Consider the following 21,157-nt stretch of genomic DNA (forward strand, 5'->3'; position numbering starts at 1 on the left):
GTTAACCCCACGGGGCCGCGCCCCGCCGACCCGTCTTTGACCCGCGCCCGCAAGGGCCCTCCCGAAAGAATGGTGCCATGTCGCTCTTCGACAACCTATTCGGCGAATACGGCGGTGACCTCGCCATCGACCTCGGAACGGCCAACACCCTGGTGGCCGTCCGCGGCGAGGGCATCGTCCTCAACGAGCCTTCCGTGGTGGCCATCGACCGCAACGAGGAGCGCGTCCTCGCCGTGGGCGTCGACGCCAAGCGCATGGTGGGCCGCACCCCAGGCTCCATCACCGCCATCCGGCCCCTGAAGGACGGCGTCATCGCGGACTTCGACGTCACCGAGGTCATGTTGCGCTACTTCATCGAGAAAGCCCGCGAGCGCCGCTACCCCTGGTCGCCGCGTCCCCGNGTGGTCGNGTGNGTGCCCTCGGGTGTCACCTCGGTGGAGAAGCGCGCCGTCTTCGAGGCCACCATCCAGGCGGGCGCCCGCCAGGCCTACCTCATCGAGGAGCCCATGGCCGCCGCCATCGGCGCCGACCTTCCCATCGAGGACCCCACGGGCTCCATGGTCGTGGACATCGGCGGCGGCACCACCGAGGTGGCCGTCATCGCCATGGGCGGCATCGTCGTCTCGCAGTCCATCCGCACCGCCGGCGACGAGTTCGACCAGACCATCCTCGAGCACGTGCGCAACGCCTACAACCTGTCCATCGGCGAGCGCACGGCGGAGGACATCAAGATCAAGGTGGGCTCCGCCGCCCCGCTCAAGGAGGAGCTCGACGTCGAGGTCAACGGCCGCGACGTCATGAACGGCCTGCCCAAGACGGTCCGCATCGAGTCGGAGGAGATCCGACGGGCGCTCAACCGGCNCCTCGACGAGGTCACGNAGGNGGTCAAGGACGCCCTCGACGTCACCCCGCCCGACCTCGCGAGCGACCTCATGTACTACGGCATCATGCTCACGGGCGGCGGAGGCATGCTCCGCGGCCTCGACNAGCGCCTGCGCGATGAGACCGGCGTGCCCGTGAACGTGAGTCCCACGGCGCTCGAGAACGTCGTCAACGGCTGCGCCAAGGTCCTCGAGGCCAACGCGCTGTCCGGCGGCTTCGTCCAGACNTCGGGCCAGTAGGCGGTCGCCGTGCCCTCTCCCTCCATGGGCGTCCCGGGGCTCAAGCGGGGCCCCTCGTCCCGCGTCCGGGTGCTCGTCCTGCTGCTCGCCGCCTCTGCGGTCATGTTCACGTTCTCGGCCAACGACCCCGGCACCGGCCCCCTCTCCGTCGTGAAGGGGGCCGTGCAGACCGTGTGCCTGCCCTTCCGCTACGCGGGCGCCGTGGTGAGCTCGCCGTTCTCGGGGCTCTCCAACCTCGCCAGCAACCTTACGGCCGACCAGGGCTCCCTCTCCGAGCTCAAGGAGGAGAACGAGCGTCTCAAGGCCGAGAACGCCCAGCTCAAGGAATCGAGCCTTGCGGCCGACCGCCTCGAGCGGCTCCTCGAGCTCCAGAACACCTACCGCCTCGAGTCCACGGGCGCGCGCGTGGTGTCGGGGGCCGTGGACTCCCTCACGTCCACCATCACCATCGACAAGGGTTCGTCCCAGGGGCTCGCCGTCGGCATGCCCGTGACCGACTCCTACGGAGTCATCGGCCAGATCAGCTCCGTGGGACCCACCACGTCGCAGGTGCGCCTCATCACCGACGAGCGCTCCGGCNTCTCGGCCATGGTGCAGTCGAGTCGCGCCCNGGGCCAGCTCGTGGGCCAGNGGACCGACATGCTCAGGCTCACCCTTGTGCGCACGGACCAGGCCGTGGAGGTGGGCGACCTCGTCGTCACGAGCGGCCTCGGCGGCGTCTATCCCAAGGGCCTGCTGCTCGGCACCGTCACNAGCGCCGAGCGTCCCTCCGGCGCGCTCTACTACGAGATCCTCGTGCAGCCCGCCGCGCTCACGTCCAACCTCGAGGAGGTGCTCGTCATCACGTCGCTCACCCAGGAGCAGACGGCCACGGCCGAGGAGACGGCCGCCGCCGACGCCCAGNAGGAGGGGNAGGCCNCNGCACGGCAGGACCAGACCCAGCAGTCCCAGCAGGGCGACGGCGCCCAGACGGCGGGCTCGGGGTCGGACGGCGACGGTGACGGCCAGACCGCGGACGGCTCCGACGCCCCCGCCCCCGACGGACAAGGGGAGGGTTGAGCGCCGTGATCGTCAACGACTCCAACCAGCGCCGCCGCGTGGTGCTCGTCCTGTTCTGCGTGTGCTTCGTGCTCGAGGCCGCCCTCGGTCCCAACATCGCCGTCGCTGGCGGCCGCATCGACTTCATGCTCATATTCGCGGGCTGCGTGGCCCTCTCCTTCGGCGGGACCTACGGTGTGCTCTGCTCGTTCGGCGCCGGCCTGCTCTTCGACCTCATGACCTCGGGCCCGGTGGGCGCCATGGCGTTCCTGCTCACCCTCTCGTCGTTCTTCCTCGGGGCCGAGGACCGCGACCGCCTGGCCGACGACATGGCCGGGGCCTGCCGCCTGTTTTTCGTCTCGGCGGCCGCCGTCGAGCTCGCTTACCAGCTGTGCCTCGCGCTCACGTCCCAGCAGGGTTCTTTCGTGGACGTCGTCTTCCNCCGCTGGCTCCCCTCGACGCTCCTCGATTGCGTTGTCTTCCTGCCCTTCGTGTTCCTCCTCTCGCGGACCGGGTCGTCGGGGCCCCAGCTCGGGAAGAAGAAGAGCGGTAGGACCCGCAAGGGGTCCTACCGGATCAAGGGGCTCTAGGACCCGTCGGGGGGAGATAGATGGATTTCGCTACCGTCGTCCTCATAATCTGCGCCGTCATCGTCGTGGTTGCCGTCGTGGCCGTCGTCCTGGTGGTCCATGCCCACGGCGGCCGCTTCACCGTGGACATCGGCGGCCAGACGCCCCGTGCGGCCGGCGGGAACGACACTTCGCCCGAGACGGGCTTCAAGACGCGGCTCCGCGGCCTCGGCCTGTTCTCCGGCGGTGTCGTGGCGGTCCTGCTCGCCCGCGTGTGGTCGATGCAGCTCATGTCCAACGACGAGTACACGAGCCAGGCCGAGCGCAACCGCACGCGCACCATCACCACGGCTGCCCCGCGCGGGCGCATCCTCGACCGCAACGGCGAGGAGCTCGTCACCAACCGTCCGTCGCTCACGGTGGTGGCCCAGGCCGACGTCGCCGACGACGAGCGGGAGCTCCAGCTCCTCGGCAACCTCCTCGGCATGCCCCGCATGGCCGTGAAGCGGAACATCCAGGACACCACCGAGGGCGCCCAGAGCGGCCGCACCGTGGCCGTGGACGTCTCCCGCCGCATCGTGGCCTACCTCGAGGAGCACCCCGACCTCTTCCCAGGCGTCACCGTGGAGCAGCGCACCCAGCGCCACTACCCCCACGGCAAGCTCGCGGCGCACGTGCTCGGCTACACCGGCACCGTCACGGCCGACCAGCTCGAGGCCTCCAAGGACTCCGAGGACGGCATCGCCTACGAGTCGGGCGACATCACGGGCCAGGCCGGCGTGGAGTACCAGTACGAGAGCGTGCTCCAGGGCGTCCGCGGCGAGCAGAAGGTGTTCGTGGACGCCGACGGCGACGTCACGGGCTACTCCACCTCGGTGCCCGCCGAGGCCGGTAGCGACGTCGTCCTCACCATCGACGCCAAGATCCAGCAGGCCGCCNAGGGCGGCCTGCAGCACGCCATCTCCAAGGCCANGGCGCTCCAGAACAAGGCCACGGCCGGCTGCGTCGTGGTGCTCGACTGCACCAACGGCGAGGTCCTGGCCATGGCCAGCTACCCGGAGTTCGACCCCTCNATCTTCGTGGGCGGNATCTCCAACGCCGACTGGGAGGCGCTCTCCTCCGAGGCGTCNGGCTACCCGCTCATGGACCGCGCCGTCTCGGGCACCTACGCCTCGGCGTCCACCATCAAGCCGCTTTCCGCCCTCGCCGCGCTCAACAACGGCATCGCCGACGCCTCGACCACCTACGACTGCACGGGCTTCTGGACGGGCTTCGGCAGTGCCTACGGCCAGTACTGCTGGGACCATGACGGCCACGGCATCATCGACCTGCGCAACGGCATCGTGTACTCCTGCGACACCGTGTTCTACGAGATCGGCNAGGCTTTCTTCGAGTCCGACAACAAGNAGGGCCTCCAGGACACCTACAGCCGCTGGGGCCTCGGCAAGAAGACCGGCGTCGACCTCCCCGGCGAGGCCGAGGGCCGCGTCCCCACGGCCGACTGGAAGTGGAACTACTTCTCCTCCTATCCCGAGGAGGACCGCACCTGGAGGGGCGGTGACACCACCAACCTCGCCATCGGCCAGGGCGACATCCTCGTGACCCCNCTCCAGATGGCCTGCATCTACATGGCCATCGCCAACGACGGCGTCATGTGGCGTCCCCACGTGCTCAAGTCGGTGACCTCCAAAGAGGGTTCCGGCACCGTGGCCGACTACAAGGTCGAGAAAATCAACGAGGTGGAGGAGAAGGACGAGTACATGGCGCTCATCCACGATGCCCTGCAGGGCGTGATCTACGAGGAGGACGAGGCCGTCACCTCGCATTTCACGAGCCTCCCGGTGAAGGTGGCCGGCAAGACCGNCACGGGCGAGAAGGCCGGCAAGGACCCCACGGCGTGGGTCTGCGCCTACGCGCCGGCCGACGACCCCAAGTACGTGGTCTGCGCCATGCTCGAGGAGGGCGGCTTCGGCTCCACGAGCACCATGTACGCCGTCCGAGACACGTTCGGCGGCATCTACGACGTGCCCGATCAGTCCACCGCGGACTCGTCGAGCAGCGCACGGTAGGGGAGGGACCATGGCAAGGCATGCTGCGCGCCGCTCCACCGGCGTCCGGGACCCCGGCTTCTCCGAGGTCGTCTCCACCCTGTTCGGCGGCAGCGCTGGCAAGCGCCCGGGCGGCGCGAAGGCCCGCATGCCGCGGGGCAGGGGCGTGCTGTCGGAGCTCTACCTCCCGGTGCTCCTCCCGGCCGTCCTGCTCGTGGCCTACGGCCTCCTCGTCGTCTGGTCGGCGTCGCTCACCATCGCCGACGCCTCGCTGCCCCGCCAGCTCCTCGGCGTGGCCATCGGCCTCGTCGCGGCGGCCCTCGTCTGGCGCTACGACTACCGCGACCTCGCCAACTACACGACGGTGCTCCTGGTGGCAGACGTCGTGCTGTTCGCGTTGCCTATGNTCCCCGGCCTCGGCTACGAGGCCAAGGGCATGACCGGCTGGATCCAGGTGCCGGGCGTAGGCCTGCGCCTGCAGCCGTCCGAGATCATGAAGCTCGNGACCATCTCCCTNGNNGCCGGGCTCGCGGCGCAGTACAACGGGCGCATCAAGTCGTTCTCCGAGTACTGCCGCCTCTGCGGCATGNTGCTCGTCCCCTTCGTGCTGCTCCNCACCCAGGANCTCGGGTCGTCGCTCATCGTGCTGGTGTCCGGGGCCGCCATCATCATCTGCGCGGGCGCCAGGAAGGAGTGGGTCATCCCCACCATCGTGCTCATCGTGGTGGTGTGCGCCCTGGCCATCTTCTCGTCGCTCACGCCGGGGATGCCCGACATCCTCAAGGAGTACCAGCTCAAGCGCCTCATCGTGTTCGTCGACCCGTCGGTGGACCCCTCCGGCGACGGCTACAACCTCCAGCAGGCCAAGATCGCCGTGGGCTCCGGCGGGTTCCTCGGCAAGGGCATCGGCCACGCCTCCCAGGCCGGGCAGGGGTTCCTCCCCGAGGCGCACACGGACTTCGTCTTCGCCCTGCTCGCCGAGGAGTTCGGCTTCGTGGGGTCCGTGATCCTGCTCCTGCTCTTCGGCTGGCTNTGCTNCGCCGCGGTNGGCCTCGCCCTCAAGATCGAGGCGCNCTTCGCCAAGCTCGTCCTTGTGGGCGTCGTGGCCATGTGGTCGTTCCAGCTCCTCGAGAACGTGGGCATGTGCCTGGGCATCATGCCCATCACGGGCATCCCGCTGCCCTTCATCAGCTACGGCGCGTCCTCCATGGTGGTCCAGCTCACCGCCGTGGGTATGGTCCAATCGGTGTGGCGCCACCGGGTGAAGTCCGCCTAGGGCGTCCGGCGACCGCGCCCGCGTTAGCATCTTTCCCGTCCCCGAGCGCCCCCGCGGCGCCTTACTAGGAGGTCCCATGGCCAACCCAGCCTCGACGTTCTCCCGCCTCAAGGAAGTCCTCGACGCCGGCCGCGACGCGACGGCCGCCACCGACGCGCCGGTGCGCCTCGCCGTGGAGCTCGTGGGCGGTGCCCCGGCGGACACCGTGGCCGCGCTCAAGGCGGCCCTCGTTCCCGAGACGCCCCACGGCATGGTCCATGTGGGCCGGCTCGTCCACGGCGCCCCCGTGGTGGTGAACCCCGAGGCGGACGCCTGCGTGATCGTGTGTGGCGACGATGCCCCACTGGCCGCCGGCGCCGCCCGCGGCTGGGCCAAGGCCGGCGTCCCGGTGTGCCTCGTGGGTCGCGGCGCCTCCGCCGTGCCCGAGGTGGGCCTGGTGGGGGGCGCCNCGGTCGGCTCGGTGGCGGACGCGGACGCGGGCCGGGCCGTCAGGGGGTTCGGCGAGTGGCTCTCCCGTGCCACCGACAAGGCCTGGGCCGTCGCGGCCAACTTCCCCTTCTGCCGGCGCCCGCTCGCCGAGGAAGAGGTGCTCTCCTGTGCGGCGGCCAACGCCGGCGTGGGGGCCGTGGAGTTCGTCAGGGGCGCGGACTTCCCCGTGATGTGCGCCACGGAGTCGTCCATGGTCATGAGGATCGCCTCCATGTACGGTGCGCCCACCGGCGCCGCCCGCGTCCCTGAGCTTCTGCTCGTGGTCCTCGGCGGCATGGCCATGCGCGCCGTCGCCCGCCGCGGCTCCCGGCTCCTGCCCAGGGGTGCCTGGGCCGTCAAGGGGGGCGTGGGCTGGCTCGGCACCTGGCTCACGGGCCAGGCCGTCATCTGGCGTTTCGAGGAGGCCGAGGAGTTCGACCGCCGCGCCGCGTGGGTGCGCGACCGCGTGGGGGAGGCCGCCCGCGCCGCGGCCGACCGCGCCGCGGCGCTCACGGGCGCCATTGTGGAGGTGGAGCCGGGCGCGCTCTACACTGAGCCCGGTACGCGCTCCGTCGTGCCCGTGGACGTGGTCGACGTGGTCCAGGNNCNGTCGGGCCGCAGCTGGTTCGAGGTCGGCNGCAACGCCGGCGCCGGTCGATAGGAGAGCCGTGTCCCTGCCCAGAGAGAACCGATTCGACGAGATCGCCCCGCTCCTGCCCAAGGTGGAGAAGCCGGCGCGCTACCTTGGCCACGAGTGGGGCTCCACGGAGCCCGACGAGGACGCCTTCCACGTGTGCATGGTGTTCCCGGACGTCTACGAGATCGGCGTGCCCAACCTCGGCGTGGCCATCCTCTACCGCGCCCTCAACCGCACGCCGGGCCTCTCCTGCGAGCGCTGCTACCTCCCGTGGCCCGACATGGCCGACGCCATGCGCGCTGCGGGCGTGCCGATGCTCTCTCTGGAGAGCGCGTCCCCCGTGGCGTCCTTCGGCATGGTGGGCGTCTCCATCGCCCACGAGCTCGCGGGCACCAACGTCGTGGAGGCCCTCGACCTCGCCCGCGTCCCCGTGCGCGCCTGCGACCGCGCCGAGGACGATGCCATCGTCGTGGCCGGCGGCCCCGGCATCTGGAACCCCGAGCCCCTCGCCCCCATGTTCGACGCCTTCCTGCTGGGGGAGGGGGAGGAGCACATCGTCGAGGTGGCCGAGGCGGTCAAGGCGGGCCGCGAGGCGGGGCTTCCCCGCGCGCAGATCGTGGCCTCGCTCGTGGACGTGCCGGGCACCTACGTGCCGAGCGCCTACGAGGTGCGCCGCGACGGCGAGGGCACGCGGTTCGGCTACGTGGTGCCCAGGGAGGGCTCCGGCGCCCCTGAGGTGGTGCTCCGCCGCGTGGCCGACGACTTCCGCGCGTCGGACCCCTGCGCCGGCACCATAGTCCCCTCCCTCGAGACGGTCCAGGACCGCCTGAGCGTCGAGGTGCTCCGCGGCTGCGCCCGCGGCTGCCGCTTCTGCCAGGCCGGCATCACCTACCGCCCCGTGCGCGAGCGCGACGCCGNCGACGTCGTGGCCGCCTGCGTGGAGNGCCTCGCCCGGACGGGCTACGACGAGGTCTCGCTCATGAGCCTCTCCACCACGGACCACTCGCAGTGCGCCCGGATTCTCCACCGCCTCAACCNGTGCTTCGAGGACGAGGCCGTGCGCGTCTCCATCCCGTCGCAGCGGCTCGACTCCTTCGGCGTAGANATGGCNCTCGAGGTCTCCGGCGCCAAGCGCGGCGGCCNCACCTTCGCCCCCGAGGCCGGGAGCCAGCGCCTGCGCGACGTCATCAACAAGAACGTGACCGAGGAGGACCTCGAGCGCGCCGCCCGCAACGCCTTCGAGAACGGCTGGCAGCGCATGAAGCTCTACTTCATGATGGGCCTGCCCACCGAGACCGACGACGACATCCGCGCCATCCCTCGCCTGGCCGAGAGGGTCCTGGCCATCGGGCGCGAGATCGTGCCCAAGGGCCGCCGNNGCTCNCTGTCGGTCTCCGTNTCGGTGGCTGTCTTCGTGCCTAGGGCCCACACCCCGTTCCAGTGGTGCGGGCAGCTTCCCATCGAGGAGGTGCGGCGCCGCCAGGCCCTTCTCCTCGAGACGGTGTCCGACCGTGCCGTGCGCGTGAGCTACCACGATGCCGACACCTCGATGCTCGAGGCGGCCCTCTCCAAGATGGGCCGCGAGGGTTTCGACCTCATCTACGGCGCGTGGCGCCGCGGCTNCCGGTTCGATGCTTGGACCGACCGGTTCCGCTTCGACGGCTGGTGCGACGCCGCCGGGGAGCTGGACATCGACCTCGCCGTCACAGCGACGGAGGAGCTCCCCCTGGACGCCCGGCTGCCGTGGGACCACGCGAGCCCGGGCGTGTCCAAGGGCTTCCTCAAGCGGGAGTGGCGGCGTGCCCTGCAGGGAAAGACCACCGGCGACTGCACGCGGGAGAGCTGCACGGGCTGCGGCATCTGTCCCACGCTGGGCGTCGAGAACGTGTTGGCGGGTGAGCGATGATGGCCGAGAACGAGCGGTTCCTGCTGAGGGTCCACTACCGCAAGGAGGGCCGGCTGCGCTTCCTCGGGCACCTCGACGTCATGCGCGCCCTCGAGCGCGCCGTGCGCCGGGCCCGCCTGCCCTTCTGCGTGACCCAGGGCTTCTCGCCCCGCATGAGGTGCGCCTTCTCGGCCGCCCTGCCCCTGGGCGCGGCCTCGGCGAGCGAGTACCTCGACCTCACCNTGGGCTCCTACGTGCCGCCCGAGGAGGCCCTGGCGCGCCTCGCGGCGGCGCTCCCGGCCGACCTCGCCCCCGTGCGGGCCGCCTATGTGGACCCGCGCTCGCCGGCCCTCGGCGCGTGGCTCGACCGCGCCTCGTGGCGCCTCTCGCTCGCCACGGACGCCACCGCCGACGAGGTGTCTGCGGCCGTGGCGGCCCTCGCCCGGGCGGGGGAGCTCACCTACCTGAGGGGCCGCAAGGAGAAGCGGGTGGACCTCGGCCGCACCCTCGTGGGGTTCGACGCGCGCGACGTCGACGGCGGCGTGGAGCTCACGGTCCGCACGCGCTCGTCCAACGAGGGCGCCCTGAGGCCCGAGGTCCTGGTCCGGTCGGCCTTTGCCGACGCGGCCCTTGAGGGGCGCTTGCTGGACGGGGTGGACGTCTTCCGGCTGGGTCAGTGGCACGAGGAGGAAGATGGCTCTCTTGTGGAAGCCTTGTAATGGGCGCCGCTCGGTCTACTATGGCTAAGATAGCCGGCTTCAGGGGAGCCTCCCCGGCAGCCTTGGAGCGGGCCCGTTGCGGCGACATCCGGGAGACCGTTGGGCCTCGTTGACGCTTGTGCGCCGGCGGTCTATCATGGACAATTGTTGCACTCACCTCGCAATGAAGGGTTCGATCACATGTACGCAATCGTTTCCACAGGTGGCAAGCAGTATAAGGTTGCCAAGGGCGACGTCCTCGACGTCGAGAANNTCGACNCGCAGCCTGGCGANCAGGNCNNGCTCGACGNCNTGCTGCTCAACGACGGCGCTGCCACCACCGTCGACCCGGCCGCGCTCGCCGGCCAGAAGGTCACCGCCAAGGTCGTCGACCAGCACAAGGCCCCCAAGGAGATGGTCTTCAAGTTNCACAAGCGCAAGCGTTACCAGCGCACCAAGGGCCACCGCCAGAACCTCACCCGCATCGAGGTCACCGAGATCCCCGGTGAGGCCTCTGCCCCCGAGTCGGCTTCCACCGCCGAGTAGACCAGAACCCGGANTCAAGAGTTAGGCAGGTTTTCNCCATGGCACACAAGAAAGGCCTCGGCTCGTCCCGCAACGGCCGCGACTCCAACGCCCAGCGACTCGGCACCAAGATCTTCGGCGGCCAGGCCATCAAGACCGGCCAGATCATCGTGCGCCAGCGCGGCACCCACATCCACCCCGGCGAGAACGTGGGCATCGGCCGCGACGACACCCTGTTCGCCCTCGCCGACGGCGTGGTCGAGTTCACGAAGGGCGCCAAGCACAAGGTGCACGTGCGCCCCGTCGAGGCCTAAGGCCTCGTTCCTCCATCAAGGATCGGTCCGGGACCCCCGTCAACGTCGTCGGGGGTCCTTTCTTTTAGCCAGAAGGAACAAGCCATGCCGCAGTTCACCGACATTTCCCGCATCAACGTGTGCGGAGGCAACGGAGGCGCCGGTTGCATGAGCTTCCGCAGGGAGGCCCATGTCCCCANGGGAGGGCCCGACGGCGGGGACGGNGGCCACGGCGGCAACGTGGTCCTCGAGTGCGACCCCNAGCTCTCCTCGCTCATCGACTACCGCTACAAGCACCACTTCAGGGCCGAGCGCGGCACCCACGGCCAGGGGGCCCGCAAGCACGGCCTCGACGGCGCCGACCTCGTGCTGCGCGNGCCCNTGGGCACCGTGGTCCGCGAGCTCGACCCCGAGACCATGGAGCCCGCGGCCGAGATCTGCGACCTCACCGTCCCCGGCGAGCGCGTCGTCGTGGCGCCGGGCGGCGTCGGCGGCCGCGGCAACATCCACTTCGTCANGTCGGTGCGNCGCGCCCCGGCCTTCGCCGAGAAGGGCGAGCCGGCCCGCGACCACTGGATTGAGCTCGAGATGAAGCTCATGGCCGACGCCGCCCTCGTGGGCATGCCATCCGTGGGCAAGAGCTCCCTCATCGCCCGCATGAGCGCGGCCAGGCCCAAGATCGCCGACTACCCCTTCACGACGCTGGTGCCCAACCTCGGCGTCGTGCGCGCCGGGGACACCTCCTTCGTGGCGGCCGACGTCCCCGGCCTCATCGAGGGCGCGAGCGAGGGGAAGGGCCTCGGCCACGAGTTCCTCCGCCACATCGAGCGCACCGCCCTCATCATGCACGTGGTGGACGTCACCGGCGGCCTCGAGGGCCGCGACCCCGTNCGCGACTACGAGGTCATCAACGAGGAGCTCGCGCGCCACGGCGCCGAGCTCGCCGACCGCCCCCAGGTGGTCGTGGCCAACAAGTCGGACATGCCCGGCACCTCCGAGGCCGTGGAGCGGCTCCGCGAGCGGGCCATGGCCGACGGCNGCCCGTTCTTCGCCGTCTCCNCGGTCACCGGCGCCGGCATCGACGCCCTCGAGCGCGCCGTGGGGGCCATGGTGTCCGACCTCAGGGCCCAGGTCGAGGCCCCGACCGCCGACGCCTCCGAGTTCGAGCGCGTCTGGGAGGCGCGCCGCGAGCGCAACGACCGCGTCATGACCGTGCGCAACCTCGGGGGTGGCGTCTGGGAGGCGTCCGGTGTCAACCTCGAGCGCGCCGTGGTGCAGACCGACTGGGATAACGAGGAGGCCGTGGGCTACCTGCAGCACCGCTTCGACCGCATGGGCTTCGACGCCCTGCTCGCCAAGTCCGGCGTCAGGGCCGGCGACGAGGTGCGCGTCCTCGACTTCGCCTTCACCTACGNGGGAGCGCCGTCCGAGGACGACTTCGCCGAGCTCGACGGGGAGGCCGCCGAGGACGGGGAGGGGGAGTCATGAGGCACTCCGAGGAGCTCGACCGCGTCATCGTGGCCAAGGTGGGCTCGTCCACCCTGGTGGGCCCCGACGGGTCCCTGGACTACGCCTACCTCTCCTCCCTCGTCGACCAGCTCGTGGAGCTCAAGGGGATGGGCTTCCGGCCCGTGCTCGTGTCCTCCGGCGCCGTGGCCGCGGGCATGGAGCGCCTCGGGCTCGCCGAGCGGCCCTCCGACATCCCGGCCCTGCAGGCCTGCGCCTCGGCCGGGCAGGCGGCCCTCACCGAGGTCTATGCCGAGCGGCTCGCCGCCCACGGGTGCCCCTGNGGCCAGGTGCTGCTCNNCCGCCGCGACGNCGTNGNCCGNCGCGGCTACCTCAACGCGCGGAACACCCTCGACTACCTGCTCGAGCTCGGCGCCGTGCCCGTGGTCAACGNGAACGACACCGTCGCCGCCTACGAGTTCGTCTTCGGCNACAACGACATGCTCGGCGCCATCGTGTCCACCCTCGTGGGTGCCGAGCGCTATGNCATCCTCNCGGACATCNACGGCATGTTCACCGCCGACCCGTCCACCCATCCGGACGCCGAGCTCATCGAGCACGTCGACCGCATCGACGCGGACCTCGTCGCCTGCGCCGGCGGTGCCGGGTCGTCGGTGGGGACGGGCGGCATGGCCGNCAAGCTCCGCGCCGCCNGCGCCCTCCTCGCCGCCGGCATTCCCATGACCATCTGCCACGGGCGCCGGCCCCGCTCCCTCGTGGACGCGGTGCTCGGCCGGGGCAGACGCACGGAGTTCGGCAGCCCCGGGGCGCCGCGGGAGCAGGCCAGGAAGCTCTGGATCGGCATCGCCAACAGGGCGGCCGGCACCGTGGGCGTCGACGCCGGGTGCGCCGACGCCATCCGCAGCCAGGGGGCGTCGCTGCTCCCCGTGGGCGTGCGCTCCGTCTCGGGCACCTTCGACGAGGGCGACGTCGTCTCGGTCGTGGGGCCGGACGGCGCCCTCGTGGCCCGCGGCGTCACGCGCTACTGCTCCGCCGACCTCGCCAAGTCGCGCGGCCTGCCCCTCGACGTGGTGGCCCGCTTCCTGCCCGACAAGGCCGACGTCCCCGCCATCCACCGCGACGAGCTCCTCGTCTTCTAACCCTTCCACCGAGAGGTCCGACCATGACCGAGTCAGACGCCACCCGCTGCGCCAGGGCCGCCAAGGCCGCCGCACCCGCCCTCGCCGCCGCCCCCGCCGAGACCCGCACCGCCGCCATCCTGGCGGCCGCCGCGGCCATCGACGCCGAGGCCGACGCCGTCTGCGAGGCCAACGCCCGCGACATGGCCCGCGGGCGCGAGGCCGGCATGCCCGGCCCGCTGCTAGACCGCCTCCTGCTCGACCGCGACCGCCTCGCCCAGGTGACCTCCGCCATGGCGGAGGTGGCGGCCCAGGAGGACCCGCTCGGCGCCGTCGAGGGGGGCCGCGTGCTCGCGAGCGGCATCTCCCTCACCGAGGTCTCGGTGCCCCTCGGCGTCGTGGCCATCATCTACGAGGCGCGCCCCAACGTGACGGCCGACTCCATCGCCCTCTGCCTGCGCTCGGGCAACGCCTGCGTACTCAGGGGCGGCTCGGCCGCCATGGAGACCTGCGCCGCCATGGCCGCCGCGGCGCGCCGCGGCATCGCCTCGACGGGCCTCTCGCCCGACGTCGTGCGCTACGTGGAGTCCACCGAGCGCTCCTCGTCCGTCGACCTCATGCACGCCACGGGCCTCGTGGATGTGCTCATCCCCCGCGGCGGCGCCTCGCTCATCCGCACCTGCGTGGAGGAGTCCACGGTCCCCGTCATCGAGACCGGCACGGGTAACTGCCACATCTACCTCGATGGGAGCGCTGACGCCGCCATGGCCGAGGCCATCGTCGTCAACGCCAAGACGAGCCGCCCCGGCGTCTGCAATGCGGCGGAGTCGCTCCTCGTGGACCGCGCCGCCGCCGACCGGCTGCTGCCCGGCGTGTGCCGCGCCCTCGCTGAGCGCGGTGTCGCCCTTGTGGGCGACGAGGGGGCGCGCGACGTCNGCCGCGCGGCCGACATCGNGANGGCCGAGGCCTCCGAGGACGACTGGGGCCGCGAGTACCTCGACCTCGCCATGAGCGTGAGGCTCGTCGACGGCGTCGACGAGGCCGTTGCCCACGTGAACCGCTACGGCACCGGCCACTCCGAGTGCATCGTGACCGAGAGCTACCGCGCCTCCGAGCGCTTCCTCGCCGGCGTGGACGCGGCGGCGGTGTACGTCAACGCGTCCACCCGCTTCACCGACGGCGGCATGTTCGGCCTCGGGGCGGAGATCGGCATCTCCACCCAGAAGCTCCACGTGCGCGGGCCCATGGGCGCCTCGGCGCTCACGTCCACCAAGTACGTCCTCAGGGGCGACGGGCAGGTGCGCGGGTGAGCGCCTGGGAGGGGCTCCCGCGCCTCGGCGACGACCCGGCCCGCACCTACCGGCTCGGCGTGATGGGCGGCACGTTCGACCCCATCCACAACGGGCACCTCGTGGCCGCCGAGCAGGTGGCCGGCGACCTCGACCTCGACGTGGTGCACTTCATGCCCGCCGGCAGCCCCGCCTTCAAGCAGGACCGGCCCGTGTCGGCTGCGGAGGACCGGTTCGCCATGACGCTGCTCGCCACGGCCGACAACCCCGTCTTCGAGGCCTCGCGCCTCGAGGTGGAGCGGCCCGGCGTCACCTACACCGCCGACACCCTCGAGGAGCTCCGCGCCGCCTACCCGGACAACGTCGAGCTCTTCTTCGTCACCGGCGCCGACGCCATCATCGACATCGTGCACTGGCACGACGCCGCCCGCATCGCGTCCCTCGCCACGCTCGTGGGCGTCACGCGCCCCGGGTACGACCTCGAGCGGGCGCGCCGCGCCATCGAGGCCTCGGGCCTCGGCTTCCAGGTGTTCTACCTCGAGGTTCCCGCCCTCGCCATCAGCTCCTCCTACCTGCGCCGCCGCCGGGCGGCCGGGCAGTCGCTGCGCTACCTCACGCCCGACTCCGTGGTCGGCTACATCGAGAAGCGCGGCCTCTACGGCTGGGAGGCCGTGACGGGGGAGTCCGTCGGCGGCCAGGGGGGGGAGTCGTGAGCGCCGCGCCCGACACCTCGCGCTTCGAGGCCCTGCTCGAGGCGCCCTCGACCCTNTCCGGCGCCCAGGCCCGCACCGTGGAGGGGCTGGAGGCCGACCTCTCCGACCGTCTCGCCCACCGCCCGGGGCGGCTCGCCCACTCGCTGTCCGTGGGCCGCACGGCCGAGGCCCTCGCCACCGCCTACGGCGTCGACACCTTCGACGCCCGGGTGGCCGGCATCCTGCACGACTGGGAGAAGGCGCGCCCCGACGCCGAGCTGGTGGGCCCGGCCGAGGAGGCGGGCATCGACCTCGGCGTGCCCCTGGACCTCGTGCGCCCCCTCATCCACGGCCTGCTTGCCTCCAGGACGCTGCCGGGNCGCTACCCGTGGTTGTCACCGGGGGTGCTCCGCGCCGTGGCGCGCCACACCACGGGGGCCCGGGACATGGCGCCGCTCGACGAGGTGCTCTTCGTTGCCGACGGCATCGAGCCCCTGCGCGGCTCCAAGGGGCCGCTCGACGCCCAGCGCGCCATGGTGGGCGAGGCGACTCTCGACGACCTCTACCGCACCTGCTNCTGCGACGGGGTGGCCTACGTGGTCCAGACCCGCCGCTACCTCTATCCCGGTACCATCGACATCTACAACGAACTCGTCACAGGAAAGGACGCGACCCACCGATGAGCACGCCCCAAGAGATCGCCCGCACGGCCGCCGAGGCCGCCGACTCCAAGAAGGCCCAGGACGTCGCCATCATCGACGTCACCGGCAAGAGCGACGTGTGCGACTGCATCGTCGTCGCCACCGTCGCCAACAACCCCCAGGCCCACGCCGTCATGGACGCCGTGGAGGAGGCTGTTCGCACCGGGTGCGGCGTCAAGCCGCTCTCCGTGGAGGGCAGGGACGGCATGTCCTGGGTCCTCATCGACTACGGCCCCGTGGTGGTGCACGTCTTCAAGCCCGAGCAGCGCGCCTTCGACCGGATCGAGAACCTCTGGGCCGACGCCCCGCGCATCGAGATCTGAGCCGGCGGCGTCACTTGTTCATGGGCACCGTGTCGCTCGTCTCGTCCTTGAGGCGGAGGTCGCGCCCGTAGGAGACCGCGCCGGCGCCGAACCGCTCCCGCAGCTCGTCGAGGGCCACGCTGAGCTCCCTGCGCCCCTTGGGCGCGGGGGAGACTCCGTCGCGCCCGTCCCCGTCGCCGCCCAGCATGGCGTCGGGGAAGAGCGTGGGCTGCTCGGGGGCGGCGGCCTCGCCGAAACGCGAGACGCCCACACCCACGAGCCGTACGGCCACGCCGGGGCGCCACACCTCGTGGAGGAGGTCGAGCGCGGCGCGGCCGAAGACCGACTCGTCGTCGGTGGGAGCCGCCAGCCGGCGCTGGGCTGTGCGGCCGTGCTCGAAGTCGAACCTCAGCTTGAGGGTCACCTCCGACCCCGCGAGCCCCTTGGNGCGCAGGCGGGTGCCCACCTTGGCCGCCACCGAGAGCACGGCCGCCTCCACGTCGGCCGCCTGCGTGAGGTCGCGGGCGAACGTCCGCTCGTTGCTCACCGACTTGGGCTCCTCGGCGTCGTCGGCNGCGAGGACGGGGGANTGCTCGCGGCCNGCCGCTCGCTCGACGAGGGCGGGCCCCGCCACGCCCAGGAGCCGGGCCATCTCGGCCGGGTCGCCGGCGGCCAGCTCGCCCAGCGTGCGGATGCCGTGGGACATGAGGGTCCGTTCNGTCGCGGGGCCCACGCCGCTCATGTCGCGCACGGGGAGGTCCCGGAGGAAGAGCNCCTCGGTCCCGGGCGGCACCACCGTGAGGCCGCGGGGCTTCTCCTTGTCCGACGCGATCTTGGCCACGGTCTTGGACGTGGAGAGCCCGATGGAGCACGTCACCCCCAGCGCCGCCACGGCGTCCCGCACCCGGCGGCAGATGGCCACGGGGTGCTCGCGCGAGAAGCGGCCCGGCGTCACGTCGAAGAAAGCCTCGTCGATGGACACCTGCTCCACGAGGGGCGTCTCGGCCAGCAGGATGTCCATCACCCTGCGGCTCATCTCGCGGTAGCGGTCGAACCTCCCGCGGGTCCAGATCGCCTGGGGGCACAGCCGCTCGGCCTGGGCACTCGGCATGGCCGAGTGAACGCCGTAGGCGCGCGCCTCGTAGCTCGCCGTCGACACCACGCCGCGCCTACCGGCACTGCCGCCCACGATGACGGGCCTGCCGCGCCACTCGGGGTGGTCGAGCTGCTCCACNGAGGCGAAGAAGGCGTCNAGGTCCAGTAGGCCCACGGCGGGCCCCTTCCAGGGGATCGCCTCGAGCTCGTGGGGGCGGCCGGCGTCGGGTCCCATGGTCACGCCATGGGCAGCGAGAACGAGAACGTGGTGCCGTCCTCGTCCGTGCTCGTGCACGAGATGGAGCCGTCGTGGCCGTCGACGATGGCCTTGGCGATGGGCAGGCCGAGGCCGAACCCGCCGGTGGCGCGGCTGCGCGCCCTGTCGGTGCGGTAGAAGCGGTCGAAGATGTGCTCGATGTCGGCGGGGGAGAGGGTGTCGCCGTAGTTGCGCACTGAGAAGACGGCCTGGCGCCGCTTGGCGTTCACCTTGAGGGACACGTCCACGGTGTCGCCGCGCGTGGAGTACTTCACGGCGTTGTCGGGCAGGATCTTCACGACCTTCTCGATGAAGCCCGGGTCCGCCTTCACGTGGACGCCGCCCTGGATGTCCTCCGAGATCATGTGGCCGCTCTCGAAGGCCACGACGTCGAACTGCATNGTNATGCCGCTCACGAGCTCGGAGAGGTCGCAGTCCTCCATGTGGTANACCGACCCTCTGTTGAAGCGGTCCTCGTCGGCGCGGGAGAGCTCGAGGAGGCTCGTGACGAGCTCCTTCATGCGCTCGGCCTCCATATCGGTGGACTCCACCCAGCGGCGGTCGTCCTCAGGGATGCGGTCGAGGTCGCCCTTGAGGATGTGGGTGTTGGCGAGGATGACGGCCAGCGGGGTCTTGAGCTCGNGGGAGGCGTNGGCCGTGAACTGGCGCTGGGCCTCCCAGGAGAGGCGTACGGGCCGCACGATCCAACGGGAGATGTGCCACATGACGAGCGCGATGACCGAGAGGCCCGCCACGCCCACGGCGATGTTCACGTAGAGCTGGTTGGAGAGTGCCTGGCCGATGCCGGTGGTGTTGGCGACGGCGATGCGCTCGCCGGAGGGGGTGGCGCCGCGCTTCCACACGATGTCGAAGTCGGGGAGGTAGCCCGTCTCCCCGTCGGAGGCGTCGCTCGCCGACAGGGNGGCCGAGACGGCCTTGGGGCCGATGATGGCCGCCGTGTCGTTGCCGACGATGCGGCCGGTCTCCCTGTCGATGTCGATCCAGTAGACGGCCATCTGGCCNTAGCCGTGGCGGTCGCCGTCGCCCGAGGCCGCGAGCACGCCGATGTAGGGGCGCATGGGGGTGGTGGTGTCGAGGACGCGGTCGAGCGACGCCATNACGANCTGGCCGAGCTGCTGCTGGGTGGTGGTGTAGGAGACGGCGAAGGCGCCGAAGAGGACCAGGGCGAGCAGGGTCATGGTGAGCACCATGANGTTGCGTTGGAGCCTCTCGNGCATGGAATCCCTGCGCTTCCCCCGTACGACCGACCGCCCCCATCATAGCGTCTGCAGACCCGGGCCCAAAAGGGGAGGCNCCCCGCANCGGCCGGTGCGGGGCGNCNCGGGTGCNCCGGTNTGGGCTGTACGGGGCCTAGCCGAGCTCCTCCAGGCGGTATCCGAGCATGCGCAGGGTCGTGATCTGCACCTCGGAGTGCAGGTGGGAAAGTTTCTTGCGCAGGAAGGAGANGTAGGCCTCGGCGGAGTTCTCGCTGGTGTCGCCCTCGGTGCCCCAGATGGAGGCGAGGAGGTCGTGCTTGGAGACCACGCGGCCCGTGGAGCTCATGAGNATGCGCATGACCTCGAACTCCTTCTGGGAGAGGTGCACGTCGCGGCCGTTGCAGCGCAGGTCGTGGGTGTGGAGGTCGAGGGCCAGGTCGCCGAACTTCATCTCGTCGATGNGCACCTCGCCCTTGCGGCGGGAGAGGGCGCGGATGCGGGCGAGNAGCTCGTCGGTGTCGATGGGCTTGGTCATGTAGTCGTCCGCGCCGCAGTCGAGTCCCTCGATCTTGTCGGTGGTGGAGGTCTTGGCGGTCACGATGATGACGGGGGTGGCCACGCCGTCGCGACGCAGCTGGTGCACGACCTCGAAGCCGTCCATCTCGGGGAGCATGACGTCGAGGACCACGACGTCGTACTCGCCGGTCTTCGCGAGCTCGTAGCCGGCCTTGCCGTCGTATGCGGCCTTCGCGTGGCAGCCGTCCTCCGTCAGGACGTGGCACATGGCGTCGTTGAGGTTCTTCTCGTCTTCGACAACCAGGATGTTCATCGCTCCTCCTTGCTCTGGACCCTTGCGCCCGGGAATCACGGTGCGGTCGCACGTGCTTCTTGCTGTGTCTTCAACCGTGTACCCATCATCTGAAAATGAGACACCACGATCGGCGACTTCTTTTCAAGCATCGGGATTCTCACGCATTCGATACAATTCGAGCCACGTCGGTCGGGCTCCCGGGGCCGCACCGTGGGAAAAGTGTGGCGAGCGCCAAAAGCGGGGGTTTCACGCCAGGCCGCCATGTTCTATGATTATCGACGCTTTTGTGTGGTTTGCGCCCCATGGCCCGGCCAGGGCGCATTCGTCTAGAGGAGTCCCATTGGCAGTCAAGATCCGTCTGGCCCGTCACGGTGCCAAGAAGCGCCCGTTCTACCGCGTCGTCGTCGCCGACGAGCGCATGCCCCGCGACGGCCGCTTCATCGAGCAGGTCGGCATCTACAACCCGCTCACCCATCCCCATGTGATCGAGATCGACCTCGACAAGGTCGACGCGTGGATCGCCAAGGGCGCCAAGCCGAGCGACAAGGTCGCCTCCCTCATCGAGATCGTGCGCGAGGGTGACAAGCCCGCGCCCGAGNAGAAGGTCAAGAAGTCCAAGAAGCAGATCGAGAAGGACCGCGTAGCCGCCGAGGAGGCCGCCGCTGCCGCTGCCGAGGACGCCGAGTAGCATGGCCGACACCGAGAGCCAGGACGTCCGGCTGCCCGACGAGATGCCGTCCGACCGCGTCGCCGACCTCGTCGAGCTCGTGGTCTGCGGCCTCGTGGACGACATCGACGNCGTGTCCCNCGATGTGACCGACGCCATGGAGGGCACCCTCATCGAGGTCACCTGCGCCCCCGACGACGCCGGCAAGGTCATCGGCCGCCGCGGCCGCACCATCAAGGCCATCCGCACCCTCGCCCGCGCCCTCGGCGCCCGCGTGGGCACTGCGGTCGACGTCGAGGTGCTGGGCTAGACCCATGGCCTCCCGGTATCGCATCGTCTGCTCCGTCGCCAAGGCGCGCGGGGCCAAGGGGGAGATCGTCTGCGCACCCGTGGACGGTCTTCCCTTTCTTCTGAGGCCCGGCATCACGGTCCACGTCGTGCCGCCCACCCTGCACGGCGCCCGCGTCACCGAGGTCGAGTCGGTCCGCGACGGCGGGTCGGGCCAGGCCGTGCGTCTCGCCGGCGTGGACTCGCTCGGCGCGTCCGAGGAGCTCTGTGGCCGCTACCTGCTCGTGGACGAGGCCGACCTCCCAGAAGACCTCCTCGTCCACGACCCCGCCGCCATCGTGGGCATCGAGGTCGCAGACGCCGCCCGCGGCCCGCTCGGGACCGTCTCCGCGGTAATGCGCGGCCCCGCCAACGACGTCTGGGAGGTCCGCGGCCCCTACGGCGAGCTCCTCGTCCCCGTGGTGGACGGCTTCATCGTCTCGGTGTCGCCCGACCGCGTGGTCATGGAGCTGCCCCGCGGCATCGTGCCCGAGGGAGGGGAGGGGGTGCCGCGATGATCGTGGATGCCGTCTCGGTGGTCCCCGAGGTGTTCGGCCCCTACATGGACGCCTCGATCCCGGGCCGCGCCCGGCGCGCCGGGGTCTTCGGGTTCCGGGCCCACGACCTGCGCCGTTGGACCCACGACCGCCACCGCAC

General features: G+C 71.0%; 21 protein-coding genes. 18 read left to right on the plus strand and 3 right to left on the minus strand.

Features of this window, described 5'->3' with window-relative positions; all coding sequences use genetic code 11:
• The first annotated feature begins 77 nt into the window (after positions 1 to 77).
• The 15 genes from JX283_RS04305 (at position 78) to rsfS (ending at position 16,148) form a co-directional block, all read left to right on the plus strand.
• Positions 78 to 1,121 carry a rod shape-determining protein gene (locus JX283_RS04305; RefSeq protein ID WP_204829490.1) on the plus strand — a complete coding sequence of 348 codons (1,044 nt, stop codon included), beginning with the start codon at positions 78 to 80 and terminating at the stop codon, positions 1,119 to 1,121.
• A 24-nt stretch (positions 1,122 to 1,145) separates the two neighbouring features.
• Positions 1,146 to 2,180: a rod shape-determining protein MreC gene (mreC, locus tag JX283_RS04310; RefSeq protein WP_204829491.1), complete on the plus strand. Its 1,035-nt coding sequence runs from the start codon at positions 1,146 to 1,148 to the stop codon at positions 2,178 to 2,180.
• Positions 2,181 to 2,185: 5 nt separating this feature from the next.
• Complete coding sequence (gene mreD / locus JX283_RS04315) at positions 2,186 to 2,749, plus strand: rod shape-determining protein MreD (protein ID WP_239652464.1); 564 nt, start codon at positions 2,186 to 2,188, stop codon at positions 2,747 to 2,749.
• 20 nt (positions 2,750 to 2,769) lie between these two features.
• Positions 2,770 to 4,797 (plus strand): penicillin-binding protein 2, encoded by a 2,028-nt coding sequence (gene mrdA, locus JX283_RS04320; RefSeq protein ID WP_204829493.1) that lies wholly within the window; start codon positions 2,770 to 2,772, stop codon positions 4,795 to 4,797.
• Between the two features lie 10 nt (positions 4,798 to 4,807).
• Positions 4,808 to 6,052 carry an FtsW/RodA/SpoVE family cell cycle protein gene (locus tag JX283_RS04325; protein ID WP_204829494.1) on the plus strand — a complete coding sequence of 415 codons (1,245 nt, stop codon included), beginning with the start codon at positions 4,808 to 4,810 and terminating at the stop codon, positions 6,050 to 6,052.
• Between the two features lie 1,136 nt (positions 6,053 to 7,188).
• Positions 7,189 to 9,063, plus strand: a complete 1,875-nt coding sequence (locus tag JX283_RS04330) for a TIGR03960 family B12-binding radical SAM protein (protein WP_204829495.1) — start codon at positions 7,189 to 7,191, stop codon at positions 9,061 to 9,063.
• Positions 9,063 to 9,761, plus strand: a complete 699-nt coding sequence (locus tag JX283_RS04335; RefSeq protein ID WP_204829496.1) for a TIGR03936 family radical SAM-associated protein — start codon at positions 9,063 to 9,065, stop codon at positions 9,759 to 9,761. Before JX283_RS04330 ends, JX283_RS04335 begins: the two co-directional genes overlap by 1 nt.
• Positions 9,762 to 9,941: 180 nt before the next feature.
• Positions 9,942 to 10,286, plus strand: a complete 345-nt coding sequence (rplU, locus tag JX283_RS04340) for a 50S ribosomal protein L21 (RefSeq protein WP_204829497.1) — start codon at positions 9,942 to 9,944, stop codon at positions 10,284 to 10,286.
• Positions 10,287 to 10,324: 38 nt separating this feature from the next.
• On the plus strand, positions 10,325 to 10,579 hold the full coding sequence (gene rpmA, locus JX283_RS04345; RefSeq protein WP_135977301.1) for a 50S ribosomal protein L27: 255 nt from the start codon (positions 10,325 to 10,327) through the stop codon (positions 10,577 to 10,579).
• Positions 10,580 to 10,663: 84 nt separating this feature from the next.
• Entirely contained in the window at positions 10,664 to 12,046 is a 1,383-nt protein-coding gene (gene obgE / locus JX283_RS04350) for a GTPase ObgE (RefSeq protein ID WP_204829498.1), read from the plus strand.
• Entirely contained in the window at positions 12,043 to 13,164 is a 1,122-nt protein-coding gene (gene proB / locus JX283_RS04355; protein ID WP_204829499.1) for a glutamate 5-kinase, read from the plus strand. Before obgE ends, proB begins: the two co-directional genes overlap by 4 nt.
• A 23-nt stretch (positions 13,165 to 13,187) precedes the next feature.
• On the plus strand, positions 13,188 to 14,453 hold the full coding sequence (locus tag JX283_RS04360; RefSeq protein ID WP_204829500.1) for a glutamate-5-semialdehyde dehydrogenase: 1,266 nt from the start codon (positions 13,188 to 13,190) through the stop codon (positions 14,451 to 14,453).
• A complete protein-coding gene (gene nadD, locus JX283_RS04365; protein ID WP_239652462.1) occupies positions 14,450 to 15,145 on the plus strand; it encodes a nicotinate-nucleotide adenylyltransferase in 696 nt (231 codons plus the stop codon). The genes JX283_RS04360 and nadD overlap by 4 nt, the downstream gene beginning before the upstream one ends.
• The gene (gene yqeK / locus JX283_RS04370; RefSeq protein WP_239652463.1) at positions 15,142 to 15,807 is read left to right on the plus strand and encodes a bis(5'-nucleosyl)-tetraphosphatase (symmetrical) YqeK; all 666 of its coding nucleotides are present in this window, start codon (positions 15,142 to 15,144) and stop codon (positions 15,805 to 15,807) included. The genes nadD and yqeK overlap by 4 nt, the downstream gene beginning before the upstream one ends.
• On the plus strand, positions 15,804 to 16,148 hold the full coding sequence (gene rsfS, locus JX283_RS04375; protein ID WP_204829501.1) for a ribosome silencing factor: 345 nt from the start codon (positions 15,804 to 15,806) through the stop codon (positions 16,146 to 16,148). The genes yqeK and rsfS overlap by 4 nt, the downstream gene beginning before the upstream one ends.
• A gap of 10 nt (positions 16,149 to 16,158) precedes the next feature.
• On the opposite strand, the gene dinB is transcribed toward rsfS, so the two are convergent.
• The 3 genes from dinB to JX283_RS04390 all read right to left on the minus strand — a co-directional run bounded on the left by dinB (position 16,159) and on the right by JX283_RS04390 (position 19,524).
• Positions 16,159 to 17,457, minus strand: a complete 1,299-nt coding sequence (gene dinB, locus JX283_RS04380; protein WP_204829502.1) for a DNA polymerase IV — start codon at positions 17,455 to 17,457, stop codon at positions 16,159 to 16,161.
• A 2-nt stretch (positions 17,458 to 17,459) separates the two neighbouring features.
• A complete protein-coding gene (locus JX283_RS04385; protein WP_204829503.1) occupies positions 17,460 to 18,716 on the minus strand; it encodes a cell wall metabolism sensor histidine kinase WalK in 1,257 nt (418 codons plus the stop codon).
• A 133-nt stretch (positions 18,717 to 18,849) separates the two neighbouring features.
• Positions 18,850 to 19,524, minus strand: a complete 675-nt coding sequence (locus tag JX283_RS04390; protein WP_204829504.1) for a response regulator transcription factor — start codon at positions 19,522 to 19,524, stop codon at positions 18,850 to 18,852.
• A gap of 322 nt (positions 19,525 to 19,846) precedes the next feature.
• Here JX283_RS04390 and rpsP point away from each other — a divergent pair, with 322 nt between their 5' ends.
• The 3 genes from rpsP to JX283_RS04405 all read left to right on the plus strand — a co-directional run bounded on the left by rpsP (position 19,847) and on the right by JX283_RS04405 (position 21,018).
• On the plus strand, positions 19,847 to 20,194 hold the full coding sequence (gene rpsP / locus JX283_RS04395; RefSeq protein ID WP_204829505.1) for a 30S ribosomal protein S16: 348 nt from the start codon (positions 19,847 to 19,849) through the stop codon (positions 20,192 to 20,194).
• Between the two features lies 1 nt (position 20,195).
• Positions 20,196 to 20,483, plus strand: a complete 288-nt coding sequence (locus JX283_RS04400; protein ID WP_204829506.1) for a KH domain-containing protein — start codon at positions 20,196 to 20,198, stop codon at positions 20,481 to 20,483.
• Positions 20,484 to 20,487: 4 nt separating this feature from the next.
• The gene (locus JX283_RS04405) at positions 20,488 to 21,018 is read left to right on the plus strand and encodes a ribosome maturation factor RimM (protein WP_135977311.1); all 531 of its coding nucleotides are present in this window, start codon (positions 20,488 to 20,490) and stop codon (positions 21,016 to 21,018) included.
• Positions 21,019 to 21,157: the final 139 nt, after the last annotated feature.

Origin of the sequence: Olsenella sp. CU969, assembly GCF_905219715.1 — a bacterium.
Lineage (GTDB): Bacteria > Actinomycetota > Coriobacteriia > Coriobacteriales > Atopobiaceae > Granulimonas > Granulimonas faecalis.